17 protein-coding genes are annotated in these 26,695 nt (G+C 60.1%); 11 read left to right on the top strand and 6 right to left on the bottom strand.

Going from position 1 to position 26,695, the window contains the following annotated elements; translation table 11 throughout:
• Positions 1 to 325: 325 nt before the first annotated feature.
• Both CAF74_RS03340 and CAF74_RS03335 read right to left on the bottom strand, forming a co-directional pair.
• Positions 326 to 2,737 (bottom strand): glucose/quinate/shikimate family membrane-bound PQQ-dependent dehydrogenase, encoded by a 2,412-nt coding sequence (locus tag CAF74_RS03340; protein WP_085745299.1) that lies wholly within the window; start codon positions 2,735 to 2,737, stop codon positions 326 to 328.
• Between the two features lie 136 nt (positions 2,738 to 2,873).
• The gene (locus CAF74_RS03335; protein ID WP_085745298.1) at positions 2,874 to 4,235 is read right to left on the bottom strand and encodes a carbohydrate porin; all 1,362 of its coding nucleotides are present in this window, start codon (positions 4,233 to 4,235) and stop codon (positions 2,874 to 2,876) included.
• Positions 4,236 to 4,535: 300 nt separating this feature from the next.
• Here CAF74_RS03335 and CAF74_RS03330 point away from each other — a divergent pair, with 300 nt between their 5' ends.
• Both CAF74_RS03330 and CAF74_RS03325 read left to right on the top strand, forming a co-directional pair.
• Entirely contained in the window at positions 4,536 to 4,766 is a 231-nt protein-coding gene (locus CAF74_RS03330; RefSeq protein WP_007956650.1) for a VF530 family DNA-binding protein, read from the top strand.
• 1 nt (position 4,767) lies between these two features.
• A complete protein-coding gene (locus CAF74_RS03325; RefSeq protein WP_085745297.1) occupies positions 4,768 to 5,406 on the top strand; it encodes a Pr6Pr family membrane protein in 639 nt (212 codons plus the stop codon).
• A gap of 18 nt (positions 5,407 to 5,424) precedes the next feature.
• Here the strand turns inward: CAF74_RS03325 and CAF74_RS03320 are convergent, their stop codons facing one another.
• Positions 5,425 to 6,210, bottom strand: a complete 786-nt coding sequence (locus tag CAF74_RS03320; RefSeq protein ID WP_064383885.1) for a siderophore-interacting protein — start codon at positions 6,208 to 6,210, stop codon at positions 5,425 to 5,427.
• Positions 6,207 to 6,782, bottom strand: coding sequence for a PadR family transcriptional regulator (locus tag CAF74_RS03315; RefSeq protein ID WP_011335784.1), 576 nt, complete (start codon positions 6,780 to 6,782; stop codon positions 6,207 to 6,209). The genes CAF74_RS03320 and CAF74_RS03315 overlap by 4 nt, the downstream gene beginning before the upstream one ends.
• A gap of 495 nt (positions 6,783 to 7,277) precedes the next feature.
• On the opposite strand from CAF74_RS03315, the gene CAF74_RS03310 reads away from it, so the two are divergent.
• The 7 genes from CAF74_RS03310 (at position 7,278) to CAF74_RS03280 (ending at position 14,784) form a co-directional block, all read left to right on the top strand.
• The gene (locus tag CAF74_RS03310; protein ID WP_085745296.1) at positions 7,278 to 7,772 is read left to right on the top strand and encodes a CS1 type fimbrial major subunit; all 495 of its coding nucleotides are present in this window, start codon (positions 7,278 to 7,280) and stop codon (positions 7,770 to 7,772) included.
• A gap of 109 nt (positions 7,773 to 7,881) precedes the next feature.
• On the top strand, positions 7,882 to 10,404 hold the full coding sequence (locus tag CAF74_RS03305) for a CS1-pili formation C-terminal domain-containing protein (RefSeq protein WP_085745295.1): 2,523 nt from the start codon (positions 7,882 to 7,884) through the stop codon (positions 10,402 to 10,404).
• Positions 10,405 to 10,406: 2 nt separating this feature from the next.
• Positions 10,407 to 11,624: a hypothetical protein gene (locus CAF74_RS03300; RefSeq protein WP_371857317.1), complete on the top strand. Its 1,218-nt coding sequence runs from the start codon at positions 10,407 to 10,409 to the stop codon at positions 11,622 to 11,624.
• A 44-nt stretch (positions 11,625 to 11,668) separates the two neighbouring features.
• Complete coding sequence (locus tag CAF74_RS03295) at positions 11,669 to 12,412, top strand: pilus assembly protein (RefSeq protein ID WP_085745294.1); 744 nt, start codon at positions 11,669 to 11,671, stop codon at positions 12,410 to 12,412.
• 32 nt (positions 12,413 to 12,444) lie between these two features.
• Complete coding sequence (locus tag CAF74_RS03290; protein ID WP_085745427.1) at positions 12,445 to 12,945, top strand: CS1 type fimbrial major subunit; 501 nt, start codon at positions 12,445 to 12,447, stop codon at positions 12,943 to 12,945.
• 33 nt (positions 12,946 to 12,978) lie between these two features.
• Positions 12,979 to 13,482, top strand: coding sequence for a CS1 type fimbrial major subunit (locus tag CAF74_RS03285; RefSeq protein WP_085745293.1), 504 nt, complete (start codon positions 12,979 to 12,981; stop codon positions 13,480 to 13,482).
• A gap of 51 nt (positions 13,483 to 13,533) precedes the next feature.
• Positions 13,534 to 14,784 (top strand): hypothetical protein, encoded by a 1,251-nt coding sequence (locus CAF74_RS03280; protein WP_085745292.1) that lies wholly within the window; start codon positions 13,534 to 13,536, stop codon positions 14,782 to 14,784.
• Positions 14,785 to 14,826: 42 nt separating this feature from the next.
• On the opposite strand, the gene CAF74_RS03275 is transcribed toward CAF74_RS03280, so the two are convergent.
• On the bottom strand, positions 14,827 to 19,746 hold the full coding sequence (locus CAF74_RS03275) for an NEL-type E3 ubiquitin ligase domain-containing protein (protein ID WP_371857316.1): 4,920 nt from the start codon (positions 19,744 to 19,746) through the stop codon (positions 14,827 to 14,829).
• Between the two features lie 283 nt (positions 19,747 to 20,029).
• The gene (locus tag CAF74_RS03270; protein ID WP_085745290.1) at positions 20,030 to 23,155 is read right to left on the bottom strand and encodes a transglycosylase domain-containing protein; all 3,126 of its coding nucleotides are present in this window, start codon (positions 23,153 to 23,155) and stop codon (positions 20,030 to 20,032) included.
• 434 nt (positions 23,156 to 23,589) lie between these two features.
• Here CAF74_RS03270 and CAF74_RS03265 point away from each other — a divergent pair, with 434 nt between their 5' ends.
• Together CAF74_RS03265 and CAF74_RS03260 are read left to right on the top strand one after the other, a co-directional pair.
• Positions 23,590 to 25,011, top strand: coding sequence for an amino acid permease (locus tag CAF74_RS03265; protein WP_085745289.1), 1,422 nt, complete (start codon positions 23,590 to 23,592; stop codon positions 25,009 to 25,011).
• A 171-nt stretch (positions 25,012 to 25,182) separates the two neighbouring features.
• Positions 25,183 to 26,688 (top strand): glucosyltransferase domain-containing protein, encoded by a 1,506-nt coding sequence (locus CAF74_RS03260; RefSeq protein ID WP_085745288.1) that lies wholly within the window; start codon positions 25,183 to 25,185, stop codon positions 26,686 to 26,688.
• Positions 26,689 to 26,695 lie beyond the last annotated feature (7 nt).

The raw sequence follows: 26,695 nt of genomic DNA, 5'->3' as shown, positions 1-26,695 counted from the left end.
GGGTTCGCGGACCGACCTGAGGCATTCGGCATACCCGAAGGTATCCCGCGCACAGCCACCATATACAAGCACTTGAGGTGCTGCTGTTAAGCGGCGGCAATTATGCCTCAGAAGTTGGGCCGCGACGCCCGTTCGCTGAATTTGCAGCGACCCCCAAAGCCTATCCACCCCATTTCCGACCCACAACCGACGCGACATGTCAGAAACATCCCCCGCAAACACCCCTTCTGTAGGACATAAACACCTCGTTTAATAAAACCGCAGCCCACAAAAAAAGGCGACACCCCTCACAGGGCATCGCCTTTTTCCTTACCGCCGCTAAAACTTATTCCGGCAGTTTGTACGCAATCACATAATCACCCATCTTGGTGCCCAGCGAGCCGTGACCGCCCACCACGAGCAGGACGTATTGCTTGCCGTCCTTGCCGGTATAGGTCATCGGAGTCGCTTGACCACCCGCGGGCAGACGCGATTTCCACAGTTCTTTACCGGTGTTCACGTCGTAGGCGCGCAGGTACTGGTCGAGGGTGCCGCTGAGGAAGCCGACGCCGCCGGCGGTGACGATCGAGCCGCCCATGCTTGGCACGCCCAGGGTGAAGCCGATCGGGATGGGCGAGCTGTCGCGGCTGGTGCCGTTTTTGCGTTTCCAGACGACTTTGCCGGTGGTCAGGTCGATACCGGCGACGTAGCCCCAGGCCGGGGCCTGGCACGGTACGCCCAGTGGCGACATGAACGGGTGCATGATCACCGCGTATGGCGCGCCGGTGTTCGGTTGCACGCCAGCGGTTTCGCTCTCGCGTTTGCTGCCGGCCGCGACTTTTTCGCGTGGCACCATTTTCGAGACGAAGGCCATGTAGTTCGGGCTGGTGAACAGCATCTGGCGAACCGGGTCGACCGAGACGCCGCCCCAGTTGAACACGCCGACGTTACCCGGATAGATCAGGCTGCCCTGTTCCGACGGAGGCGTGTATTGGCCTTCGTAGCGCAGTTCCTTGAACTGGATGCGGCACAGCATCTGGTCGAACGGGCTGGCGCCCCACATGGCTTTTTCGGTCAGTTCCGGGGCCAGCAGGTTCAGGTCCGAACGGGCCTGGGTCGGGGCTGTGTGGTCGCCTTTCACGGCGCCTTGCGGAACCGGGATCTCGCGGATCGGGATGATCGGCGTGCCGTCGCGACGGTCGAGGACGTACAGGCTGCCCTGCTTGGTCGGGGCGATCAGCGCAGGTTTGATGCCATCGGCGGTTTTCATGTCCAGCAGGGTTGGCTGGCTGCCGACGTCCATGTCCCACAGGTCATGGTGGGTGAACTGGTAGTTCCAGCGGACTTTACCGGTGGCCAGGTCCAGAGCCACGACGCCGGCGCTGAATTTCTCGGCGCCCGGGGTGCGGTCGGCGCCCCATTGGTCCGGGGTCTGGTTGCCCAGTGGCAGGTAAACCATGCCGAGTTTTTCATCGACGCTGGCCAGCGACCACATGTTGGCCGAGTTGCGGCTGTAGGTCTGGCCCGGGGCCAACGGTTCGGTGGCGTCAGGGTTGTTGCTGTCCCAGTTCCATACCAGATGACCGTCGCGCACGTCGTAGGCGCGGATCACGCCGGACGGTTCGTTGGTCGACTCGTTGTCGGTGACGTGACCGCCCATGATTACCAGATCACGGGTGATAGCGGCAGGCGAAGTCGAGTAGTAACCACCGGCGGTGAACGGGCCGATACCCTGGGTCAGGTCAACCACACCGTTGGTGCCGAAGCCTTCGCAGATCTTGCCGGTGTCGGCGTTCAGTGCGATCAGGCGAGCGTCGGCGGTCGGCAGGTACAGGCGACGCGGGCAGGCCTGGGCGACGGCTTTGCCAGCCTCGGAGATGACGGCGGACGCAGCGTTTTCAGACTTGGCGTAGGCGGCTTCGTCGTAGTACGACACGCCACGGCAGGTCATGTGGGCGAAGCCCTTGAAGCCGACCGGGCTTTTGATCTGTGGGTCGAAGCGCCACAGTTCCTTGCCGGTGTCCGGGTCCAGTGCCAGCACTTTGCTGTGGGCGGTGCAGGCGTAGAGCATGCCGTTGGCTTTCAGCGGGGTGTTTTCGTTGGTCAGCTCCACCGGGTCATCGGCAGTCGGCAGGTCGCCGGTCTGGATGCGCCAGGCTTCCTGCAGCTTGCCGACGTTGGCCGGGGTGATCTGCTTGAGTGGCGAGTAGCGGTCACCGAACTCGGTACGGCCGTAGGCCTGCCAGTCGCCGTCCGGCATTTGCGGGGCGGTGCTGGTGGTGTCGGCGGTGTCGCGACCCAGTTCGCCAAAGATTTCGCCCGGATGGGTGAACAGGCTGGCCAGGGCGGTGACGCCGGCCAGAATCACGGCCACGGTCAGGCCGCCGGTGCCCATCGGCGCCGGGCCTGCGAGCAGCAGCGGGCGACGGAACCACGGCAGCAGCATCACGAAACCGAGGACAAACCACAGTGCCAGGCGCGGCACCAGTTGCCACCAGTCCAGGCCGACTTCCCACAGCGCCCAGACGGTGCTGGCGAACAGCACGATGGCGTACAGGCCCAATGCTGCGCGACGGCGCATCAGCATCAGAATGCCGGTCAGCGTGATGCCGATACCGGCCAGCAGGTAATACAGCGAGCCGCCGAGCGTACTCAGCTTGATTCCCCCGGCCAGCATGGCCAGGCCCATCAGCAGAAGCAGAATGCCGAGCAGGTTCGGCAGAAGACGGCTTCGACTCGAAGCACCTTCAGTGCTCATAGTGTGGTTCTCCGTGACGTTTCAAGTAGTCCCGCGCTGTAGTCACTGTAGATGACGATCGGGCGCGGGCATGGTTCAGATAAAAACTTGTCTAGCTATCGAATTTCATCTGCAGGCCTGAGCGGCCTGCATTGGGTCAGAACGACGACTGGATCTTGATCCCGCCGATCAGCGCGTCATCGACCTTGTCCACACCGCCCGGATGGCGGATGTATTGCAGGTTCGGGCGCACGGTCAGCCAGTTGGTGACGTGCACGCCGTAATAGAGTTCGGCGCTGTATTCGGTGTCCTGCGGCGGCAGGAAGGACGGATCGTCATAGTCGTAGACGGCGCGGGCCTGGTTGGTCGCCTCGGCGTTCTTGCGGTAGGCCGGGTTGACGTGGACGCGGGCCAGGGCGAAACCGATGTCGTCCTTGGCGCGGGCGTCGAACAGGCCTTTGTAGACCACGCCGGCCTGGACGTAGTTGTCGATGGCGTTGGTCTTCTTGTCGTGCATCGTGCCGTTGGCGAACACGCTCAGACCACGGGAATTGTCGCTGGCGACGCTGGTGATCTGCTGCTGCACGCCGAGCCACACGCCGTGTTTGCTCGAAGCGCTGCGATAGGCTTCGCCGCTCAGGGCAGCCGGCTGGCCGTTGCTGTCTTTATAGGCGTCAGTGGCTTTGGCGTTGCTGTAGTAGTAACCGGCGCGGTATTCGCCCGGCAGGCCGTTGAGCTTGGGCTTCCACACCAGTTCGATCGGCAGGATCGCGCCCTGGGTGCCGCTGCCGCTGAGCTTGAAGCCGTTGCCGCGATCAAGGTTCGACGGGTTCTGCTCGTAGGCGCCGACTTGCGCGTACAGCTCCGGCGTCAGGTGATATTTGACGCGCAGCGCCCATTGGCTGACCGGCCAGTTGTACCAGATGCCGCCGACCCAGTTGCCGACCTGCGAGCCGCAGAACGCCAGGTTCTGGAAGTCGCACGGGAAGGTGTTGAAGTCTTCGCCTTCGCCGAAGCGGCCGACCTTGATATCGAGCTTCTGGTCGAAGAATTTCTGCTGGTACCACATCTGCGTCAGGCGGGTGGTCTGGCCACGGCCCCAGACTTCCTGGGCCGAGGTGAAGCCACCGACGCGCGGGTCGTTGATGCGGTCGTTGCTGATGTTGTTGCCGCTGCGCTTGGTCACGGTCAGCTGGAATTCAGCGTCGTTCCAGCCCAGCAGTTTTTGCAGGTCCAGATGAGTGCCGAGGCCCCATTGGTCGCTGTAGCGCGCGGTGCGATCGTGGTCGTAGCCGCCGTGCAGGTTGCTGCCCATTTCGCCGGTGTAGTCGAGCTTGAAGTCGATACCTTTTGCCGCGAGTTCGTTGCGGGTGCCGTTCCAGTCACCGAGCATCCACGGTGATTCACTGTCGAAGGCCGGGGCGGCCTGGGTGCAGGTGGCGAGGCCAAGGGCGGTGCAGCCGCCGATCAGGCGCAGGGTGGAGATAGCGCTGTCTCGGGAGAACGGAAAATCGGGCATGAATAGGGTCTTTCTTGATCTTTTTGGGGGATAAGCTGGCCGCTACGATTTGACGCAGGCAGTGAAGCGATTCAGCAGAAGGGCGGCAGGATAATGTCCTGTTACAAAAACACAAAGTGCTTTTGCAGACATGAACCCTTTCGGATTCGGTAACAGTGCGGCAATACGGCGCATTGCGGGCGTTGGCGCAGGCTGCGATCTTCTCCGGTTGGCCTACATTTAACCCAAGGCCTTCCACCCGCCCATGCCCTCGGCTAAGGTGCGCGGCTTCTGCATTTTCACTTCGCCCAAAGGCCCGGCATGAACGACCACAATCCCGATCCGCTGCACGGCGTGACCCTCGAACAGATCCTCAATGCACTGGTGACCCACTACGAATGGTCGGGCTTGGCCGAGCGCATCGACATCCGTTGCTTCAAGAGCGATCCGACCATCAAGTCGAGCCTGACCTTTTTGCGCAAGACGCCATGGGCGCGGGAGAAGGTCGAACGTCTGTACGTGAAACTGATGCGCACCAAGCGACCGCTCTGAGATGGACGCCGTATGGCGGCGACGCCTGATTACTTCGGCCGCGGTGCTGGGCTGGGCCGGGCTGGGGATTCAGCTGTACCTGATTTTCTTCGCCCGGCTGAGCGTCGGCGCCAGTCTGCTGGGCGGGCTGGTGAGTTTCTTCAGTTACTTCACCGTGCTCACCAATACCCTGGTGGCGGTGGTGCTGACCTGCGCGGTGACCGATCATGAATCCGCTGCACGACGCTGGTTTCTGCAGCCCTGGGTCAGTAGCGGGATTGCCGTGAGCATTGCGGTGGTGGGCCTGGCCTACAGCATTCTGCTGCGACATCTGTGGCACCCGCAGGGCTGGCAGTTTATCGCTGACGAATTGCTCCACGACGTGATGCCGCTGCTGTTTCTGGCTTATTGGTGGCTGTGTGTGCCGAAGGGCACCTTGCGTCTGAAGCACCTGCCGCTGTGGCTGATCTATCCGCTGGTGTACTTCGCCTATGCGCTGCTGCGCGGGCATTTGCTGGGGGCTTACGCCTATCCGTTCATTGACGTGGCGCTGCTGGGTTATCCACAGGTGTTCATCAATGCCGGGGGGATTCTGCTGGGGTTTGTGCTGATTGCGTTGCTGGTGATCGGGATTGATCGCTGGCAGGGGCGGCGCCTTTAGCAGCGCCGCCGCTCGTATTCACTCTTCTTCGGAGCCTTCGGCGCGCCAGTAACCGACCGCTTTGACGAACTTCTCGTCGAGTCCGTGCTCATCGAGCAGCACCCGACGGATCTGCCGCGAAACCTTGGTCTCGGTCGCCACCCACGCATACAGATTGCCCTTGGGCACCTGCAATTGTTTGACGGTCGTCAGCAGGTTGTCCTTGCCGCCCTCGCGCAGTACCCAGATCACATTGACCTGCGCCGCGCTTTCCAGGGTTTGCTGCTCCTTGCCGTTTTCCACTTCGATCACTACCAGCGCCTTGCGATTGGCCGCCAGGCCTTCGAGGCGGCGGGCGATGGCGGGCAGGGCGGTTTCGTCGCCGATCAGCAGGTAGCTGTCGAAAATGTCCGGCACGATCATCGAGCCACGCGGGCCGCCGATGTGCAGGAACTGCCCCGGTTTGGCCTGCTCGGCCCAGGTCGAGGCAGGGCCGTCGCCGTGCAGGACGAAATCGATGTCCAGCTCTAGCTTGTCGAGGTCATAACGACGCGGGGTGTAGTCGCGCATCTCGGGCATCGGTACGTCGCTCTTGCCGGCACCCAGCACCAAAGTTTCCAGCGCGGCGGCCTGTTCGGCGTTCTGCGGGAACAGCAGTTTGACGTGATCGTCGGTACCGAGGCTGATGAAGCCTGCAAGCTCCGGCCCGCCGAGGGTGATGCGGCGCATGCGCGGAGTCAGGTCGACCACTCGCAGCACTTCCAGGCGGCGACGTTTGATTTCATGCATGACGCGGTGAATGGTTTGGGTATCGACTGCGGTCATTCGGCTTTCTCCGGGGCAGATTGAACGGCGGGGCCGTCGACGATGGCTTTGGCGGTGTCATTGAGCAGGTCGCGTACGCGCAGGATTTCTTCCGGGCTCCAGCGTCCGTGGTGCATTTGCAGGGCATGACGCAGGTTGTGCACCGCTTCATGAATTTCCGGCGGCCGGTCGTGGCCGCGCAGCGAGCGCTTGCTGACGTCGATGCGCATGCGCACGCCGTCCAGCGCCACCGCTTGTTCGCTGAGGGATTGGCGGCCCGCATCGGTCACCGCGTAGCGCTTTTTGCCGCCCTCGGCATCGCCGGTGATCATTTCGCTTTCTTCGAGAAATGTCAGGGTCGGGTAGATCACGCCGGGGCTGGGGCTGTAGGCGCCGTCGAACATGGTTTCGATCTGGCGGATCAGGTCGTAGCCGTGGCACGGCTGTTCGGCGATCAGCGCCAGCAACAGCAATTTCAGATCGCCCGGGGCGAATACCCGCGGGCCGCGACCGCCGCGCTCGCGGCCGTGGCGTTTTTCGAAGCCGTCACGGCTGTCGCCGTGGTCGCGGTGGGGGGAATGATGGTCTCTCATTTCAGTCTTCTCTCGTCGTGTTTAGATACAACTTAAGATATATCTTTACGGCTGGGCAAGAGCTTTTTGCCGCAGAGCTGACGAGTGGTCAGCGGTGAGCAAGACGCGCTGACGGAGGAACCGCCCTACCTGGTTGATCGAGACAGGAATAACCGGAAAGTTAAAGCTATCACTCTATTAATACTTGAGCGTATATTCTAAAAAGATTAGAAAGTGCTGGCTGGTATTGTCGAAACTGCTGTAACGGTTTTTGTAAATAACTGTAGGTAGGGAATGCCTTACAGTCACTTTTGTATATTCTGATTTTTTGATGTTTTTTCTTTCATGTTGCGAGGTTGTTTAACTACAAGTTCGTGGGAAGTTGCCTGCTTACATTCTTGAGACAAGGGTTGATCATGCCCCGGCATTGAACTTCCATGTTTTCGGTACTTATCGACCGGTATGACATGAACTTCAATGTTTCGATTCCCTTAAAAAGAAAACAGGTACTGACCGATGTTCAAGAAAATCGCAATCACCGCTTCTCTCGCTGCCCTGGCCCTGAGCTCGTCCGCGGTCTTTGCCGCCGGTGAAGCCCGTCACTCCATCAGCCTGATCGCCCACGTACCGACCAACGGTTTCTACGTGGTGCCGACCGACTCCGATCTGGTCAACAAGGATCAGGACATGAGCTTCCAGCCAAGCACCGGCAAGATGCGTGAAGTCAATGGTTTCTTCGACGTGCGCAATAACAACGGCTCGGTTCATGCCAGCCTGGAAAGCCAGCCAAAACTGATCGCCGGCAACACCGCCATCGACCTGCAAGTGCTGTTCAACAACAAGGAACTGACCCTGACTCCGCAAATGGTTGTGGGCGAGTCGGAATCCGACGTCAACTTCCGCGCCCCCCTGAAGATCAGTGCCAAGGGCAACAACTTCCAGCCGGGTGATTACACCGGTGTTGTCGCCATGACCTTCGACGCCGTGCCGCCGATCGGTGGTGGCAAGTAATCGGTTGATCCGCACTCAACGCAGCTTGCCAGAGTCGCGTTCCCCGGCGGGATAAACAGCCTTGTCTGTCCCGCCGGACTTCAACTTTTGTAAATCAGAGTACGAGTTCATGTTCCCGATGACACCCATCGCGGCTGCGCTTGCGCTGTTGTTTTGTGCCAGCGCAGCGGCCGCTTCCGAACCCGCCGGCACGACTCCGCGCAGTCTGTTGGCGCAGGCCAAAGGTTTGCCGGCGGATTTCGAAGAGCACTTTTTCGATGTGCCGCTGGCGGTGCGGGTCGAGCTCGATCAGCAACCGCTGGGGGAGGCCATGGTGGTGTTGTCCCGTGATGATCGCGTGACCTTGCTGGAATTCACCGACACCAGCGAAAACCGCTACACCCCCGCCGAACGCGAAAAGTGGGCGGCCTATCTCAAGCCCGGCGTGCCGCTGGGCGCGTGTACCGGCTCCTGCCCTGATCAGGTGCTGGCGGTGCATTACAACCTGGAAAATTCGTTGCTCTCGATTCTCACCGAGAACGCCGAGCGTGACCTGGAAACCAAGCGTTTTCACGATCAACCCGAAGGCGGCAGCAGCGGCCTGATGGTGCGTAACCAGCTCAACCTCAATGGCGGCCAGGATCAGGATCTGGGCGGGCGTTTTGGCCTTGAAGCCAGCGGCAGCCTGGGCAACTGGAGCCAGACCGTCAACATGCAAATGGCTCGCCTCGGCGGCCCGGACGACAAGCTCTATCACGCCGTCCACGAGCTCTACACCCAGCGCGAACTGCAAGGCAATTTCTTTCGCCTGGGCTACTTCACCCCCAATTCCGAAGGGCTGACCCGCCAACCGCGCACGTTTGGCACCAGCCCTGATACCGCCGTCGGCGTGATGTACGGCAGCTCCGACAGCCTGGCTATCAACAACGCCGCGCCCAGCGTCTACCCGATCTACGTCACCGCCAATCGCCAGGGCTCGGTGGAGATCTGGCGCGATGGCCTGCTGATCAACACCCAATCGATACCCGCCGGTTTGCAGACCCTCGACACCCGGCCGCTGCCCGGCGGTATTTACGAGGTGGAAGTGCGGCTGATCGAAGACGGCCAGATCACGTCCAGCACCCAGGAGTTGGTGTACAAGCCCAGCAACTGGCGCAACCTCGACGAGCGCTGGCGCTACAACCTGTTTGCCGGCGAAGAAAAGAAACTGCTGAGCAACTGGGATCAACAATCCAGCGGCAGTCCTACCGCCGGTGCCTCGCTCAACTATCTGTTGCACCCGCGAGTCATCCTTGGCCTGTCGGCACGGCAGATCCGCGAAAAGCTGCAATACGGCACGTCCATCGACTGGACCCTGGCCAATCACATCAGCCTGTATGCCAACGTCTACAAGACCGAGGATCACGGCACCGGTCTGGATTTGCAGAGCCTGTACAACTACGGTTCCGGCAGCCTGGTGATCAGCCACAACCGCAGCTGGCTCGACACCACCGACCAGTACGAAACCCTGCCGGACGGCACCCGGGTGCGCCAGCGCAATGTGTTCATCGGCGAAACCAGCAACTCGTCGCTGGCGCTCAACCACCGGCTCAACAGTCGCAATTCGCTGAATGCACGGGTCTCCCACAGCGAAGGCAACGTCGAAGGCGTCGGCGTGGATCTGGGTTGGACCCGGCGCAGCGAGCTGTTCGGCAATGACGCCAACTGGCGTCTGTCGTTGTTCGACCGGCCGGGCAGTTTCAGTAGCGGCGACGCGCGTAACCGCGGGGTCGATTTGAGCCTCAACATGGCACTGGGCGCCCCCGGCGAGCAGATCACCGGCAGCATCGGTTCGCGCACCGACCGCGATGGCGGCCGCGACAATAACGCCTCCATCGGCTGGCGCAAGGACCTCAAAGGCCACGTGCTGCAGAACGTCTCGGTCACCGCGCTGACCGACACCTACGGCATCGGAGCTTCGGGCCTGGCCAACTTTCGAACCGATACGGTCAACGGCGACGGCTTCATCCAGCGCTCGTCCTACAACGGCAATTTCACCGGCGGTCTTAACCTCGACAGCACACTGGTGGTCGGTGGTCAGCAGATGCTCATGACCAGCGAGTACGAAATGCGCGGGGCGGGGATGATCGTCGATGTCGAGTCGGATATCGAAGGTATTGCCTTGCGCGCCGACGACTTCAGCGGTGGCAGCGCCGCGCTGAAACCGGGGCGCAACTTCATCCCGATCACTGCCTATCAGAACAGCTCGGTGAGCTTCGACTTCGAGGGCAATAACGTGCCCGCCGCTACCATCGAACCGGCGCGCACCCGTTACCACCTGAACAAGGGCGGCGTGGACTACCGCAAGATCCGCGTGATGAAAACCCTGACCGTGCTCGGACGGCTGGTCAACGAACAGGGCCAGCCGCTCAAGGGGCATCACGTGATCAACCACGCCAGTCGTGGGGTCACCGAAGTCGACGGCTTCTTCTCGATGGAAATGAACGCCGGTTCGCCAACCCTCGAGGTGCGCCAGGATAACCGCCTGCTGTGCCAGTTCCGCCTCGACGCCGATCAGCATCGCAGCGAAAACAACGTGTTGATGATCGGGGACCTGCGCTGCACGCCGGACACCCTGGCCGATGCAACCATTACCGATCAAAAGGCGGGCTGAGCGTGAAAAAGCTGACCAGATATTTGAGCTTGTTCGCCGCGCTGAGCCTGCCGCCGGCCGAAGCGGCAAATCAGGAAATCCGCGCGCTGTTTCAGCCGGATCCGACACAGCCAAGCAAGAACGTCTTCATCAACAAAACGCCGAACAGCGGTTATTGCGCAGATTACCCGGACGAGTGCGCCCATCAGGGCATGTTCAGTCTCCGGGTACCGATCCGCTTCTCGACGTTCACGCCTATGTTTTCGACCAATGGCGTGTGGGTGAAGGTGCCCGCGGATTGGCGAGTCGTAAATGTCATCAATCAGCAGACTCAGCAGACTCATCCGGTGGAGGTTCGGATCAGCGGGATCGGTTCGCGATATCGCTTGAGCAAGCCTGTCACCGAACTCACGGGCGAGCCAAACGAAGCGGAGGCGCATCGTAAATTGTGGGTGGGCAGTTCGTGGGTTTATGCCGCGCCTCCATGCGAATACAGCGGAGTCGGCTTTCCGGGCGCCACCACTTACCAGTTTTTCTGGAAGACCCCCGTGCTGGGCAGCTGTAACAAGGTGGCACTCTTCGACATCGGGCATATGGAATTCGAGTATCTGGATATCGCCTACGAATTGCGTACTCCCAATCCGCTGAGCATGGCGACCGGTGTGTACACCGGTTCACTGCCCTACAGCGTCGGCCCCGGCAGCGCGGATTTCAACATGGGTCCTTTCTTTCGGGCGGATGACGCCAACCTGACTCTGGATTTTGTGCTTGATGTGCAGCACGAACTGAAAGTCAGCCTGCCACCGGGCGGCGACAAGGTCACCATGGAGCCGCCCGGCGGCTGGCGCAGCTGGATCGAAACGGGGCGTATGCCCACCGATATCTATCGCGATCAACTGTTTCACATATCGGCCTCGTCGCGCTTCAAGGTGATGATGATCTGCAACTCACTGGGTGGGTCTGAATGCGGCATTGGCAACAATGAAGTGGGCTTCTCCAAGTTTGAGGTCAGGCTCACGCTACCCGCAGGCATCGTCGGTCCGGGTAACAGTGACGGCTGGTCCGGAACGTTGATGCACAACACTTGGCTCGGTCCGTTCGAGCCCACCCGCTACGTCGATCGCAAACCCGGCAACCTGCGCTTTCAGATTCCGCGGCGTTGGATCGAATCCCTGCTCAAACCCGGCATGAACGGCACGCTTTGGGGCAACGTCACCGTCATTTTCGACTCGGAAGTATGAAACTCCGGGGCAGGTCATTTTTCATTTTCATGAGGTTGAGCTCCATGACTCGAATGTTTTTGCTGTTGCTGTCCGGGATGTTCTGCATGACGGCCCATGGCGGGCCACAGATCAATGTCGGCACGGTGTACGACTATCTCGACGGCGACAAAAGTACCTATCTCAAACGGGTCTTCAACAGCGGTGACAGCACCGCGTTCGTCAAGATCAACGTGCTGGAAATCGTTTATGACGCCGATGGCAAGCCGCAGGAAATTCCCGTCGCCAATGCGGATGACGGCGCTTCGCGCAATGGCGTGATGGCCAGCCCGGCGCGTTTGATCGTACCGGCGCAGGGCGTTCAGGGCACGCGCTTGCTGTACATGGGAGAGCGGGATCGCGAGCGCTATTTCCGGGTGCGCTTCGTGCCGGTGGTGCCGGAAAAGGAAGATGAGTTCGTGGTGTCCCAGGATGAACGCGAAGACTACAAAAAGTCGCTGTCGGCCGGGGTCAACGTCATGACGGGCTTCGGCATCGTGTTCTTCGTGCGGCCCAAAGATGCGCGTTTCGCCACGGTGATCAACGACAGCCCGGAGCGTTACGAGATCCGCAACGACGGCAACACGGTGATGGTCATCGACGAGTTCAAGAACTGTTCGCTGAGCGATGAAAGCGATTGCGGCGCGACTACCAAACATCACGTCATGGCTGGCAAGAGCTTCGCTTTCGACAAGGAAGCCGGTCGCGAATACCGCTTCAAACTGGTTGAAGGCGATAACAAGAAAGACCTCAGGGTGGCACGCCGCTAAGGCCTGCACCAATGACGCGCCAGGTATCGATCATGAACAAGCAATGCGCCATTGCCGCGCTGATGGCTTTAACCGCACTGACAAGTGTCCCGGGCTGGGCGGCTCGGGAGGAGTTGAACTTCGAGGTGTTTCTGACCATTCCCAGTCGCACCTTTTACGTCATTCCGGCAGAGTCCGACTGGATTCACCGCCCGCAGCGGTTGCTCTGGGACTACAACACATCGACCTTGCGTGGCTTGCGCAAGTCGTTCGACGTGCGCCACGACAGCAGTGCCATCGAAGCGCGTCTGGAACGTACGGGCTCGATGTCCAACGGCCGGACGGGCGAGGAGATTCTGTTGCATGTGAAATTCAACGGTGTGGTGTTGAGTCAGGACACCCGCCCGCGTGAAGTGCTGTCACAGGCCGAGGCGGCAGCGGGCAAGCGGGTTTTGCTGGAAATCGACCCGATCAAACCGCTCGGCGGATTCAAACCGGGGGAGTACGACGGCACGGTGATGTTGTTGTTCAACGCCCGGGCACCGGGAAGTTGATCGCGCACCGTCATCCACGCAGAGGTTCCTGAGATGATCAAGCAAGTCGCTATCGCGCTGTGCCTGGGCCTGCCGGCGTCGGTTCATCCGGCAGTGTTCGCCGCCCAGGAAAAACATACTTTCGAGGTGTCGGTAGACATCCCGACCCTGGGTTTCTACGTGATTCCCAGCGAAGCCGACTGGATTCATCGCGAGCAGACCCTGCCATGGGATATCCACAGCTCGACGTTGCTCGGGTTGCGCAAGAGCTTCGATGTGAAAACCGACGGCAGTGCCATTGAAGCGCGGCTCGAGAGCTTCCCTTACCTGACCGCCGGTGGCGATTCACGCGACAACATCGTGTTGCATGTCAGTTTCAACGGCAAGGAACTCACTCAGGACCCGACGCCCCGGCAGGTGGTGTCGGCCGAGGAAGCAATGGCGGGCAGTCGCGTGCAACTGGAAATCGTCCCCCGCGAGCAACCGGGCGGCTACAAGCCGGGTGAATACAACGGCACCGTCAATATCGTGTTCAACGTGGCGGCGCCGACAGGATGAACAGCGCACGCCGGACAAGGACAACCGACCTGACAGGCAAGGAAACAGCCAATGGTTTCAGCTGTACGCAAGTGCTCAAGGATCAGTGCGTTTTGCTTTTGCGGAAGTATTTTTTCCGCGCCAGCGCTGGCAATTACTCAGGAGATTCGCGCCACCTACGTTCCCGATCCCGCCAACCCGCAGAGCAACACATTCATCAACCAGACGCCGCAGAGCGGCTACTGCGGCCAATACCCCAATGATTGCCGACGCTACAACCTGATGGGGGTCTCGCTGCCGCTGCGCTTCACCTCGGTGCAGGCCATTCGGCCGGAAAGCGCCGAGCGCGATGGCGCGATGTTCAGGATGCCGGCGCAGTGGCGTGGCCTGACGGTGCGCAATATCGTCACCGGTGAAGCCGAGACGGTAGAGGTGCGGATCGGCGGATTTGGCTCGCGTTATGTCCTTAGCGATACGGCAAGTAACCTGACCGGTGTCTCGGGCGAATATGAGTCACATAACGCGCTTTGGGTCGGGAGGGGGTGGGGCTGGGCGCCCAGACCTTGTGAAGACGGGGCAATGGCCTCATACGGACCGGAGTTTTACCGGTTTTTCTGGTTCACGCCGTCCGACGTCGTGTGCAGCAAACCGTCCGCGTTCGAAATCCCGTGGATGACTTACGATTATCTCGACGTGGCCTATGAACTTCGCACACCGAACCCGCTGGGCATGTCGGCGGGAATTTTCGCCGGTGAGCTCACCTATGGTGTGGGTCCAGGTCAGGACATCGATGCCGGCAACAACCTGTTGCCTGATACCTCCAGCCTGACTTTCCGGATTCTTCTCGACGTGCAACATGTGCTGAAGGTCGATATCCCGCCCGGCGGCAACAGAATTGCGCTGGTACCCCAGGGCGGCTGGCAAGCCTGGCTGCAGCAGGGCAGTAAACCGACCCGGTTGTTTCGCGACCAGACCTTCAATATTTCGGCGTCCTCACGCTTCAAGATGTACTTCGAATGCGAGTACGCCGCCGTCGCCTCCTGCGCATTGCGCGACACGGTCAGCGGAGCGACCGACGCGCAGGTTTTCCTGAGCGTCAGCCTGCCCGACAGCATTGCCGACATGGCGGACCACCCGGTCAAACGCCGTCCATTGAGCAACAGTCCCGATGCCATGGCGTTCCAGCCGACCCGTTTCATGCAACGCGCGCCGGCCACGTTGCACTTCGAGATTCCGGGTGCCCATGTCGAACAGATGCTCCAGCCCGGGAAAGGCAAACGCTACGTCGGCAACGTCACGGTGATCTGGGATTCGGAGGTCTAGAACGTTGCAATGCCCTGAAGGTTTACCTTCAGGGCACCGTACTCAGATCCCGGCCCGGCTCATGGCTTCGCGGGTGAGCTGTCGGCTCAACTGTTTTTCCTGGTAGCCGATGTCACGCAGCAATCGCTCATAGGTGGCATCGCTCATGGCTTGCCCGGTGAGCACTTCCTTGTGTGGCACCGACAGTCTGTCGGCCAGATCCGTGAGGTTCTTTTTGAGAACTGCACGTTGTGCCGACGGCAGGTCAGCCGCTTGCACCCACTGTGTCTGGGCTGTTCGCAAGTCATCCAGCCAGTCGAATTTTTCCAGGTGCATGCGCTTGTTGGATTCGATTTCGCCCGGCCAGTTGTCGCGCAGATAGCGTTCCCAGAACGGCTGTTCAATCATCTGGTTGACCAGTCCGTCGCCTGCCTCGCGTTCGAGCACGGTATCGCGAGCGGTGGTGATCGTCTGGTTATCGACGCCGGCGGTGGGGCGAAACATCATGTCTTCAGACTGCCAGGGCAAGTCGAGACTTTTCGCCAGTCCGGTTTCATAGGCCAGGTGCACTTCGACCTCATCGGGATTGCCTCCGCGAGTGCGAATGTCGGCGCGGGCGATTTCGCCTACCTGATCAAGTCGCGATGCGCTTTTGGCCAGCGTCACCAGTTTGCGTTCAAGCTCTGCCCGGTTGGTCGAGTATGAGTAGGCTTCAGAGGCCAGTGTCTTGACCCCCATGTTGTTGAACAGCTGTGCGCCGGCGTCAGCGCAGCCTTCGGGATCGGTCGACATCAGGAACAGCTCTTCGCGCAATGGCGTGTCGATGTCCATGGCGCCGATCATCCGCCACACGCGGTCGGTCAGTTGATCATTGGCTTTGCCACCCGCTGTGTAGTCGGCCGAGTGGGTAAGATCTTCGATGATCGTGAAGAAACCGTCGGAATTCGGCTCCTCGGCGAGCTCGTGCCAGGCTTCGGGCCGATAGGTGCCAACGCCGGCCGTTTCATTGCGCAACGAGGTATCGACGAAAACGGGCCAGCGTTCCAGCAGATCTTCCGCCGCCCGGGAATAAGTCATGCGCGAAGGGATGCCGACAGATGTCCTGTATTGCTCGTACCTGACACGCACCGCGTCAGAGAGTCTGTCGGCATAGACGCGGCTGCGGGCAATCAACCGTGCGCTGTCGGAGCCCAGCGGTACATTCGGGATGCGCTTGAGCGAGTTGGCGCCCAGATCAAGAAAAAAGCCGCGTGGCCGGGGCTTGTCGAACAAGCCCGATGGCCAGCCTTCGAGGCCGGTGTCGATCAGGCTCAGCACCTTGAGTCGGGGCATGCGCTCGACATTCGGCGCAATGCCCAGTGGATTGTGATCGAGCCTGAGGGTTTCCATGCGCGTCATGTTGCGCAGTTGTTCGGCGGTGCTCGGGGTCAGTTGAATCTGGTTGTCGTTAAGGCGCAGGGTCTCCAGTTGCTGCATATGGCCGATGGTGTCCGGCAGAGAACTCAGCCCACAGTTTCTGGCACTTAATTGGCGGATATGCCGCAAGTCCTTCAGCAGACCATTCGGTCTGGTGGAGAACGTCGAGCCGTCCAGATTCACGGTCGTGATCTGTTCGAACCAGGATTTGAGTTCTTCCGGCAGTTGTCGCCACCAACGCTCGATATCCTTGGGCAGCCATTCGCTGGACAGGTCCAGCCGATAACCTTCCTGCATGCTGAGACTGCGCTCGCCGAATACTTCGGACTTGCGTTCGAAACACTCCAGCAGACGATCGGCGAGAAACTGTCCGCCGTTGCGTTGATAGTCCCAGTAAGTGCGCGGGATAGTGCTGTCCGGACTTTCAGGATCCCACTCGGTCAGATAGCGCTGACGCCAGGTTTCCAGTGTCTGCCTGAGCCGTTGAAGCTGCTGTTCCAGCAGTTTGATCTGTGAGTGGGGATCACCGTTCGCTTGCAGGGAACGGGTGAAGGCGAGTGCTTCGGCCTGATCGAAATGCGGATAGAGGTTTGCGACTTTCTCCTCTACGCTCAGTGCCGTTTTCGAGTGCCCCGGCCCGCGCAGCAGCAGCTCGGTTTGCAGAGGAACCCGAGGGCGGATGGGCGGCCGTGCGAGCAATGTCCTTCGTTCGGCAGGACGTTCGCTCATGACTTGCACCCACTGTTTGAGCGATTGCCCCTGGCCGAGGCGGTAGCCCAACGCGGCCCGCTTGTCGGCGGGCACGGCCAGCAGAATGGCTTCATACAGATCTGCAGGCGGATGCAGACTGTTGTCCCGGTCATCGCGCACTTCATAGCGGCCACGCTGATCCCTGATCAGTACACGCACGGTACTGGCCTTTTCGTTGCCGACACTGCAGCGAAGCGCGCCGTCATGAAAAAGCTCACGTACTTCAATGCGCAGATCAGCGAAGGCATCGGTGCGTTGCCTCAGGGCGCCAAGAATCAATCGCTCGGTATCGGGCAATCGTAATGCCGGCTCATACAATCCTTCAGTGGCACGCGCCGCGCTGACTTCAAAAGCACTTTCCCGGGCCTGGTCTTTCAGGCGCAGCGGGATACGTCGTTCTTCGCGGATGATGGTCTGCTCGGCCGGTGTCGCGTCCTTCAGCAGCGCCTCGGCAACCCGGGAGGGCAGCTGTGGAAACTGTTGTTGCAGCAAGTGAACCTGGGCATCGCCAAGGTGATCATTGACTTGATATTGATAGTTGAAAATTTCCGGGGTGCGCGTCTCCACTGCATCCGCCAGTTGGTTGCGCAGTGTCTGAGCCCGTTGCGCTCTGGGGTAGCTGCCGCCGAGCAACGACTGCATCTCGGCGTCGTCGAGAAAATCCGTCAGCCGCTCCGGCAGCCTGCCAGCCAACAGGTCAGGCATGCCAATGCTCAGCGTCTGTCCGGCTGTCGCTTGCGGGTTGCCGTACAGGTGAAAATTTCCGTTCAAGTCAGCGCTTTCAAAAAACTTCAGCGCTTTGTCGGCAGGCCAGCCTGGCATGTCCGGGACCATTCGGCTGAACCAATAGGCGGTCGGGGCCAGTGGTTGTCCGGAGCGAATCAACTGGCCGACGTTGCGGGTTTCGTCCCACGTCCGAAAACGAGTCAGGGTATCGGCCAGCAGTGCCGGTGGCGGCGCGTTGTCCATATACATCCGGCGCAGTGATTCTGGCGAGGTGCCGCTGATGCTGCGCAGGTGTTCCAGTTCGGTGTCGCTGTAGCCGTCCACGCTGTGACCCAACCGGCGCATCAGAATCGAACCGTCCCAGTCCTGTGGTTTTTCCCCCTCGTGTACCCACGCGCCCTGTTCGTTGTGGCGCAATTGTGGCGCGTACGCCTGCGGGCGAGTGGGATGCTGGACGCGATGGCGGCCGTTGCTGCGATCGAATTTCACTGCGTAATGCCGACCGTCGAGAGGCAGCAAGGTTTTGCCCGCAAATCGATACAGCCCGGAGGCAGAAGGTTTCGCTGCCGGCGGTGGAACAGTGTCTGTTTGCGCGTATGGCGTGAGGTCGGTGTGCCACAAGCGGATTTTTTCGTCGTGTCCCGTCACCGGTTTCATGCCTTCGACCAGTGGCGAGAGTTTCAGAATTTTTTTGGCGGCCAGGCCCCCGACGACAAATGCCGCCAGTTGCACCACATCGATGACGATACCTACGACATGCTCCGCCGCTTCGACCCAGTTTCTGTAACCAAGATCCACTGCGCTTTCGATGACTTCATTGGTCAACTGGAACGCCGTGTAGACCAGCATCGCAACGCCCAGATACGGCACGAACGGCATCAAGACGAACAACGACACGTTGAGAATGTCGCCGGCAATCTTCAGGACATTCTCCCACCAGGCCCAGCGTGCCTTGTCGTCGGCGTCGGCGGTCGCCACTGCAATCACGCGTGCGTCGTTGAGAATCTTGTTGAGTCGCTGCTCGAAGAGGTACTTCCACAGCGGCGAGCGGATCGGCGGTGCGCTGAATTGCAGTTGCGGTTTCTCCACCGGTGTTTCCCGCCATGATGGACGCGAATCGCCCGCTTCTTGCGGATACCATTTTACGTAGCTCAGACGTTGTTCGAGCCCGGCAAAAAAATGCCCACGCTGTTCATGATCGACAAACTGGCTGAAAAACTGCCGGTAGCTGAGCCCGGAGGAGGGTGATGTCGCATTGGCCCGAAGTTGCCGGGTCAGCTCTTGCATGAAGTCCAGGGTCGAGGCGTATTCCTTGAGCGGGTGATCCGGGTCGTGGGGAACATAGGCAATCATTTTCGGTGAGTGAGGCGCCTGTTCCGGATCCGGCCGAATGATCAGGATGCCGGTGAAAGTCAGATCCATCATGCCCAGGTCGCAAACCAGCATCGGCTGGCCGTCCAGTGTGAGAGTCTGACGGCCAAGCAACACTTCGCGGATCAGCGCATGGGCACTGTGACCGATGTCCTTTTTGAGCCGCGCCATCTGCGCAGCGGCCTTTAGCGTCGCTTTTTGGCTTTGCTCGACCCGTGTGCGCAGGTACGTTTCTGCTACCGGTTCCTTGTCCAGCAGGACTGTTTCGAGATGGCGCCTGTAGCGCGCACCAAGGTCCAGTTCCCGGCACAACGTCTGAAACTGACTCACGCTGATTGTCCGGTTGATCGGCGAGGAGTCGAACAAGTCGCGTGCGACGTCGGTTTTGGTAATGAAAGTCGAATAGTTTTGATAGTGCTCGTCGTGTGCGAAGTTATGCAATGCCGCATCAAGCATCGAAACCGTTCTGGCTTTGGAGGCTTTGTTGAAGTTATGGACGTACCAGGGCGTCTGAGCCGAAGCGTATAGCCTCAGATAGGTATTCTTGACGTCGACATCGATCTGGAACTGTTCGAGCAGCCTGGCCTTGAGCAAGGGCTCGGCGAAAGCGTAGATATCCTGAAGACGCCCGAGCAGGCGGTCGATTCGGTTCTGTGCACCCCACGCCCGACGGTTATCAGCCGACATGCGTTCCAGCTCGCCGGCCGACGCATCGGTCATCCAGGATTCAAGCTGGAGGGGCGTATTGCCTAGCGCATGGGCACGGTGTAACTGCATATCGCTGAAGACCGGATCGATACGCGATTTAATTAAGTCGTAATGTTGCCCTTTATATGTGGATGTTGCAGTCATTGTGCAGGCCTTGAATAAGTAAAGAATTCTCAGCCTAACGTCCAATGAGCGGATTAATTAGTTTAAAAGCCTGTTGCCGAAGTGTCGGGTTAATGTCTGATTTATTGAATATTGGAATGCATAAAACACATAACTATTACCCTTCACAGGTTCAGTTAGTGGTCGATGCCACAGTCGCTGTTTGCGGCGCCAGACACTGCGAATCACTGCCCGGTTGCAGATATGGCATCAGAATCGGTGCCATCCCCTTGAGAACCTGCACCGGCAGGGCAGAAGTGAACTTGAAGTTCTCCGCCGAGCGCCCCGGCACGAACGCGGTGAGCGTGCCGAAATGGTGGTCACCGATGTAAAACACGAAGGTGGCCGTACGGTTGATCGATTTCGAGCTGAGAATCCGCCCGCCGGAGCCGATCGCTTCGATCCGGTTGTCACCGGTGCCAGTCTTGCCACCCATGACCAACGGTGTTCCATCGTTCAATTTGAAACTGCCGGAAACACGTTTGGCGGTCCCCGAGTCCACCACTTGCGACAACGCTTCGCGCATCGCCGTGGCGACTTCGGACGGCATCACCCGTTTGCCGACGTGAGGGTCATTGACCAGTTTCGTTTCGTAAGGCGTGCCGGCGGCAAAGTGCAGGCTGTCGATGCGCAGGGTCGGCATACGCACGCCGTCGTTGAGAATGGTGCCGATCAGCTCGGCCAGCGCAGCGGGGCGGTCGCCGGAGCTGCCGATGGCGGTGGCCAGCGACGGCACCAGGTGATCGAACGGATAGCCGACTTTCTGCCAGCGCTGATGGATCTCGAGGAACGCTTCGATCTCCAGCATCGTGCGGATCCGGCTGTCACGGGCGCCCTTGTGCTTGCTCTTGAACAGCCAGCTGTAGACTTCCTGACGCTCGAACTGGCTGGCCTTGACGATGTCCTTGAAGGTCGCGTCGGGATGGTTGAGCAGGTAGCCGATCATCCACAGGTCCAATGGGTGAACCTTGGCGATGAAACCCTGATCCGGCAGGTCGTAGGTACCGGGACCGTAGGCCAGGTAGAGCCGTTCCAGGCGTTCGTCGGTGAGTTTTTCGGTGATCTTCACGCCCTTGAGGTGCGAGCGCACAAAGGTGTTGAAGTCTTCCTGGCTGGCGTTGGGCAGCAGGTAACGGTGCACGGCGGCCATGCGGATCGGCGTCGGGCGCATGCTGTCGAGGAAGGTGTCGAGCCGGGCCTGGGTGTCCTTGTTGCGGTACTTCTTCCAGAACTTGAGCAGGAACGAAGTACCTTCGCGGTCGGCGAACGAGGCGAGGTATTCCTGACGGCGCGGGTCGCGATCGTCCTTGAGCAGCTCGGCGCTGTTGTTGGGACCGGAGTAGGTGGTGTAGCGCACCAGATCGCGCATCAGGCGAATGAACGGCAGGTTGATCGATTCACGCAGGGCATCGCGCAGGGTCGGCAGGCGGCCGTTGTCTTCCTTGCGAAAGTTATGGAACACGTGCAGGCCGCCACCGGTGAAAAACGCTTCACCTGGGCTGGCCGAGTATTTGCGGTCGAGGGCGGCGCCGAGCATTTTCGACAGGTCGTGATCCTTGTTCTGAATCAGGTAATCGATCACCCACTGGCTCAGGCGATCCTGATCCGGCACCTCGACTTTCTTCAGTTCCGGCACGGTCATGGCGCCGTATTTGTCATGCAGCTCCGCGATGATTTGCAGGTAGGTGGTCAGCACTCGCATCTTGGCCGTGGAGCCCAGTTCCAGCTTGCTGCCTTCGTTGATGTCGAACGGCTGGTCGGTGCTGTCGGTCTGCACCCGCACACGTGAACCGTCCGGGGTCAGTTCGAACAGGGTGAAGCTGTAGCGCACCTGGGTGGTGCTGGTGGGCGTCAGCAGGCGTTCGCCCATCAGGCCGACTTCGGTGGCGTAGGCCGGGTCGGCGAGTTTTTTCAGGTAGGCGGTGGCCTGGGTTTGCAGCTCGCCCTGCAGGGTGCTGGTGGCCGACAGGTCGAGACGGTCGAGGTCGTACAGCGGACGGTTGAGCATCGACGCCAACCGGCTGCGGGCGACGCTGATGCCCTTGTTGGTTTCGATCGGCTGGATCGTCGGCTGGGTCTGCCAATCGCGATAGCTGATGGTGCTGGCCAGCGCGGCATCGGCCAGGGCAGCGTCGATCACGCCGTTCTGCTTGAGCAGGCGCAAGTGGCTGTTGGTCAGTTCGACCAGTTCTTCACGGCCCTTGGTCAGGTAATGCGAAGGACGGCGCTGGGCGATCATCAGCGAGAGCATTTCGCGCAGGGCCAGACCTTTGTCCGCCATGGACTGCGGATCGGTCGCTGAGCTGGATAGTTTGCGGTTGGCCTCGTTGAAATCGGCGCCGTACCAGACCCGCAGGCCCTCGGCCATGCCGTGCACTTCGCCATGCCCCGGCACCGCCGACAGCGGCACGCTGTTGAGGTAGTCACGAATGATGTTCTGCCGCGCCGGCAAGGTGTCCGGGCCGCCCTGATAGGCGCGCACGCTGGCGGAAATCATCTGGCGGATCTTCTCCGCGCCGGACACCGTCAGGCCATCGGGTGAATGGCGGTATTTCTCAAGCTGGGTGGCCAGGGTACTGCCGCCGGCCGACTGCCCTGGCAAGTGCAGCAACTTGGCAACCTGCGACCACGCGGCCATGCCGAAGCGCGGCCAGTCCACCGCCGGGTTGGCCAGCGGTTGCCTGGGGTCGAGCAGGAAGCGGTTTTCGATGAACAGCAGGCTGTTGACCACCACCGGCGGGATCGAGTCGAAGCTTGCGTACAGCTGCTGCGGATAGTTGTACTGATACAGCGGCGCGGCGCGGCAATCGGTGATCGACAGCCCGGCCTGGATCTTTTCGGAGTAGGGCACGAACAGGCCCTTGTCGGTGTAGTTGAGCAGGGCCGGGGAGAAGCGCGTCTGCTCGGTGATGACGTAGTTGCGCTTGATCAGCCGCGGCAGGAATTCGTCCAGCGAGCTGTAGCCCAGACGCAGGTCGAATGGCCCGTTGCCCGGATAGCGGATCGCTTCGCTGGGCCCCGGTTGCAATTCGTACTTGAGTTTGGCGGCGTACTGGCTGACCTCCCGGGACTGAAAACGCGAGGTGCGCATTTCCTTCATCGCAGCCAGGCCCACGACAATCGCAATGATCACCAACAGGAGCCAGAAAGCCTTCCACCCATGCCGGTTACGACGGGGTTTTTCAGGTACAGGCGCTTCATCCACACGTTCAGTCGGAACCACTTTTTCACTCGAATCGGTTTGCCACAAAGCGCCCATAGTCGATTGATCCATTCACGCAGATTGATCGGACTTGACTGAAGCTTAGTCGGTGGTTGGCGTCGGTGAAAAAATTGTGAAGAACGGTGGCCGGCTTCATCTGAACAAATCTTCAAACCCGGTTGCGGCATGACGTTGCACCATTGCTGTGCAATACTCGGCGCCCATTTGCGCGGTGAATAATCCTCGAAATGCAGGATGGTTTGTCTCGTAAACCTGTGAATTGACGAGGTTTACGTCTGAATCAGATGCCTTATAGAGTGAAAAAACCTGTCGCAAGCTTTTTATACTGCACGCCCCGCTGATCCCGCAGGTTGCTTCTGCGGGACGGTTCTGCCCACGAAGCAGGGCCGGTATTTACCCAGGCGCAGGCTTATCGGCCGACGCTTGAACACTCGGTGGTCACATCCAATAACAAGACGAGGAAGTCCCCCATGCCAGTCGGCAATCACCCGCCCCATGGCGAAACCGCTCAAGGCGGTCCGCTCAAACGCGAACTCGGTGAACGGCATATTCGCCTGATGGCGCTCGGCGCCTGCATCGGTGTCGGTCTGTTTCTCGGTTCGGCCAAGGCCATCGAAATGGCCGGCCCGGCGATCATGCTGTCTTACATCATCGGCGGTCTGGCGATCCTGGTGATCATGCGCGCCCTCGGCGAAATGGCCGTACACAACCCGGTCGCCGGCTCCTTCAGCCGTTATGCACAGGATTACCTCGGCCCGCTGGCGGGCTTTCTGACCGGCTGGAACTACTGGTTCCTGTGGCTGGTGACCTGCGTCGCCGAAATCACCGCCGTGGCGGTCTACATGGGCATCTGGTTCCCCGATGTCCCGCGCTGGATCTGGGCGCTGGCGGCGCTGGTCAGCATGGGCTCGATCAACCTGATCGCGGTGAAGGCCTTCGGTGAATTCGAGTTCTGGTTCGCCCTGATCAAGATCGTCACCATCATTGCCATGGTGCTTGGCGGCATCGGCATCATTGCTTTCGGTTTCGGCAACGACGGCGTGGCGCTGGGGATTTCCAACCTGTGGGCCCACGGCGGCTTCATGCCCAACGGCGTGACGGGCGTGTTGATGTCGCTGCAGATGGTGATGTTCGCCTACCTCGGCGTGGAAATGATCGGCCTGACCGCCGGTGAAGCGAAGAACCCGCAGAAGACCATCCCGAATGCGATCGGCTCGGTGTTCTGGCGGATCCTGCTGTTCTACGTCGGCGCGCTGTTCGTGATCCTGTCGATCTACCCGTGGAATGAAATCGGCACCCAGGGCAGTCCGTTCGTGATGACCTTTGAACGTCTGGGCATCAAGACCGCCGCCGGCATCATCAACTTCGTGGTGATTACCGCAGCGCTGTCGTCGTGCAATGGCGGCATCTTCAGCACCGGACGCATGCTCTACAGCCTGGCGCAGAACGGCCAGGCGCCGGCCGGTTTCGCTCGCACCTCGAGCAACGGCGTACCGCGTCGGGCGTTGCTGCTGTCGATCTTCGCGCTGCTGCTGGGCGTGCTGCTCAACTATCTGGTTCCGGAAAAAGTCTTCGTCTGGGTAACTTCGATTGCCACCTTCGGCGCGATCTGGACCTGGGTGATGATCCTGCTGGCCCAGCTCAAATTCCGCAAAGGCCTGAGCGCCAGCGAACGGGCCGGCCTGAAGTACAAGATGTGGCTGTTCCCGATCAGCTCGTATCTGGCGCTGGCGTTCCTGGTGCTGGTAGTCGGTCTGATGGCGTACTTCCCGGACACTCGCGTGGCACTTTATGTAGGTCCGGCGTTCCTGGTGCTGCTGACCGTTTTGTTCTACGTGTTCAAGCTGCAACCGAACGATGCGTCCCAGGGCGCGGTGCGTTCGGCTTCGTAATTCGTTGTTGCTGAAACTCGAAAGCCCCGGTCGAAAGTCCGGGGCTTTTTCGTCGGTGCGAGGTTGATACCGCTGGTCTGAAAGCGCCGCAAAAAACGACTTCTGATCCAGAGTCATGTTCGAAGGTTTAGCTACGTTGTTTCCAGCGCAGCCGTGAACAGAGGCGCAGGTATGAGGATGAGCGATTTTCTCGTACGAGAACTCGGCCGCCGTCAGGTCGTGCTGTTCTTCCTGCTCGCCACGCTGCTGTACATCCTGCCGCTGATTCTTGCCGACTTCCCCTACATCGACGATAACTGGCGCACGCTGGCCGCCGGCAACGCTTGGGCCGGGCAGGGGCGGTTGTTCATGGACTGGTTGTATCAGGCGCTGACCTTCACCGACGCTGCGCCGAATATTTTTCCTCTGCCGCTGTTGCTTGCCGCCGTAGCGATGTCGTTCGCTTTGACCCGGCTGACCTTCCACTATTTTCCCGAACCGACGCTGGCCTGTTGTCTGGTGGCGTTGCCGCTCTGGTACAACCCGTTTCTGTTGCAGAACCTGTCCTATCAATACGACGGGGCCGGCATGGCCCTGAGTCTGGTCGCGGTGATTTACGCGATCACGTTTTGCGGCGCTTCGCGCATTCAGCGATGGCTGGTGCCGTCGGCGTTGCTGGCGCTGGCGATCGGGTTGTATCAGATCAGCCTCAATGTGTTTCTCGGGCTGTGTTGCCTTGAATTGCTCAGGAATGTTCACGGGCGAATGCCGTGGTCAGCGCTCTGGTGCCAGTCAGGCTGGAGGCTGGCGCAGCTGCTGCTGGCGGTGTCGATCTACAGCGTCACGGCCTATCCGTTCACGGACCACGGGCGCACGCAGTTGCTGAATGCGAGCGCTGATCCGTTGCTGCAGATCGGCATCAATATCGGTCGGGTGATAGAGAAAGTTGCGCTGCTGTTTCACGGCGGCTACACGGCGATTTTTATTGTGCTGGTGCTGTGCGCCGTGTTCGGCGCCGTGCAGTTGGGGCGGCAGATTCGCGAGCGCAACATGTCCCGCGCCAAGGGTTTGCTCTTGAGCTTCAGCTGTCTGCTGGCGTTGCCGTTGATTGTGCTACTGGTGCCGGGCATGACGCTGCTGTTTCGCGACTTCAACGAAGGCGCGCGCACCCTGATGGGATTCGGTGTGCTGCTGATGTTGCTGTTCTATCTGGTCTGGCTGGGGTTGATGCCGCTGCATCAACGGTTGCCTTTGGTGTTGGCGATTCCGCTTCTGGCCACGCTGTCGCTGTCCTTCGCTTATGGCCGGGTGCTGACGATGGAGAAAACCTTCGCCAGCAGTGCGCTCTACAGCCTGAGCCACGACATTTCATCTCATCGCGAGCTGCGCGAAGCCAAACGGATATATATCTCGGTGACGTACTCCGATCGCTGGCTGGCGGGAACGGTGGGTACGTTCAAACAGTTGCCGGTGCTGCACTATCTGCTGAACATCGATTACTTCATGCTCGCCGAAAACCTGCCCTCGGCCGGCATTACCAACGTGGTCGCCGAGCGCGAACGGCGCAACGCGACCCACGTCGGTCTGATGGGCTATCCACCTTTGGTGGACAGCCTCTATTACCGCCTCTACCTGATTGGCGACTACGGCTTCATCGTGATGAAGGAACCGCCCCACGGTCGCTTACTGCAATGGTGACCGTTCA

The sequence above is a fragment of the Pseudomonas sp. R45(2017) genome (genome assembly GCF_002112305.1).
Classification (GTDB): domain Bacteria; phylum Pseudomonadota; class Gammaproteobacteria; order Pseudomonadales; family Pseudomonadaceae; genus Aquipseudomonas; species Aquipseudomonas paraglycinae.
Note: the sequence above shows the minus strand (reverse complement) of the source record. Positions and strands in the feature narration are given on the sequence as shown.

What these genes read in the sequence shown, in the direction of transcription:
- CAF74_RS03340 (WP_085745299.1), bottom strand. Translation starts at nt 2,737, where the DNA reads ATGAGCACTGAAGGTGCTTCGAGTCGAAGCCGTCTTCTGCCGAACCTG.
- CAF74_RS03335 (WP_085745298.1), bottom strand. Translation starts at nt 4,235, where the DNA reads ATGCCCGATTTTCCGTTCTCCCGAGACAGCGCTATCTCCACCCTGCGC.
- CAF74_RS03330 (WP_007956650.1), top strand. Translation starts at nt 4,536, where the DNA reads ATGAACGACCACAATCCCGATCCGCTGCACGGCGTGACCCTCGAACAG.
- CAF74_RS03325 (WP_085745297.1), top strand. Translation starts at nt 4,768, where the DNA reads ATGGACGCCGTATGGCGGCGACGCCTGATTACTTCGGCCGCGGTGCTG.
- CAF74_RS03320 (WP_064383885.1), bottom strand. Translation starts at nt 6,210, where the DNA reads ATGACCGCAGTCGATACCCAAACCATTCACCGCGTCATGCATGAAATC.
- CAF74_RS03315 (WP_011335784.1), bottom strand. Translation starts at nt 6,782, where the DNA reads ATGAGAGACCATCATTCCCCCCACCGCGACCACGGCGACAGCCGTGAC.
- CAF74_RS03310 (WP_085745296.1), top strand. Translation starts at nt 7,278, where the DNA reads ATGTTCAAGAAAATCGCAATCACCGCTTCTCTCGCTGCCCTGGCCCTG.
- CAF74_RS03305 (WP_085745295.1), top strand. Translation starts at nt 7,882, where the DNA reads ATGTTCCCGATGACACCCATCGCGGCTGCGCTTGCGCTGTTGTTTTGT.
- CAF74_RS03295 (WP_085745294.1), top strand. Translation starts at nt 11,669, where the DNA reads ATGACTCGAATGTTTTTGCTGTTGCTGTCCGGGATGTTCTGCATGACG.
- CAF74_RS03290 (WP_085745427.1), top strand. Translation starts at nt 12,445, where the DNA reads ATGAACAAGCAATGCGCCATTGCCGCGCTGATGGCTTTAACCGCACTG.
- CAF74_RS03285 (WP_085745293.1), top strand. Translation starts at nt 12,979, where the DNA reads ATGATCAAGCAAGTCGCTATCGCGCTGTGCCTGGGCCTGCCGGCGTCG.
- CAF74_RS03280 (WP_085745292.1), top strand. Translation starts at nt 13,534, where the DNA reads ATGGTTTCAGCTGTACGCAAGTGCTCAAGGATCAGTGCGTTTTGCTTT.
- CAF74_RS03275 (WP_371857316.1), bottom strand. Translation starts at nt 19,746, where the DNA reads ATGACCGATGCGTCGGCCGGCGAGCTGGAACGCATGTCGGCTGATAAC.
- CAF74_RS03270 (WP_085745290.1), bottom strand. Translation starts at nt 23,155, where the DNA reads ATGGGCGCTTTGTGGCAAACCGATTCGAGTGAAAAAGTGGTTCCGACT.
- CAF74_RS03265 (WP_085745289.1), top strand. Translation starts at nt 23,590, where the DNA reads ATGCCAGTCGGCAATCACCCGCCCCATGGCGAAACCGCTCAAGGCGGT.
- CAF74_RS03260 (WP_085745288.1), top strand. Translation starts at nt 25,183, where the DNA reads ATGAGGATGAGCGATTTTCTCGTACGAGAACTCGGCCGCCGTCAGGTC.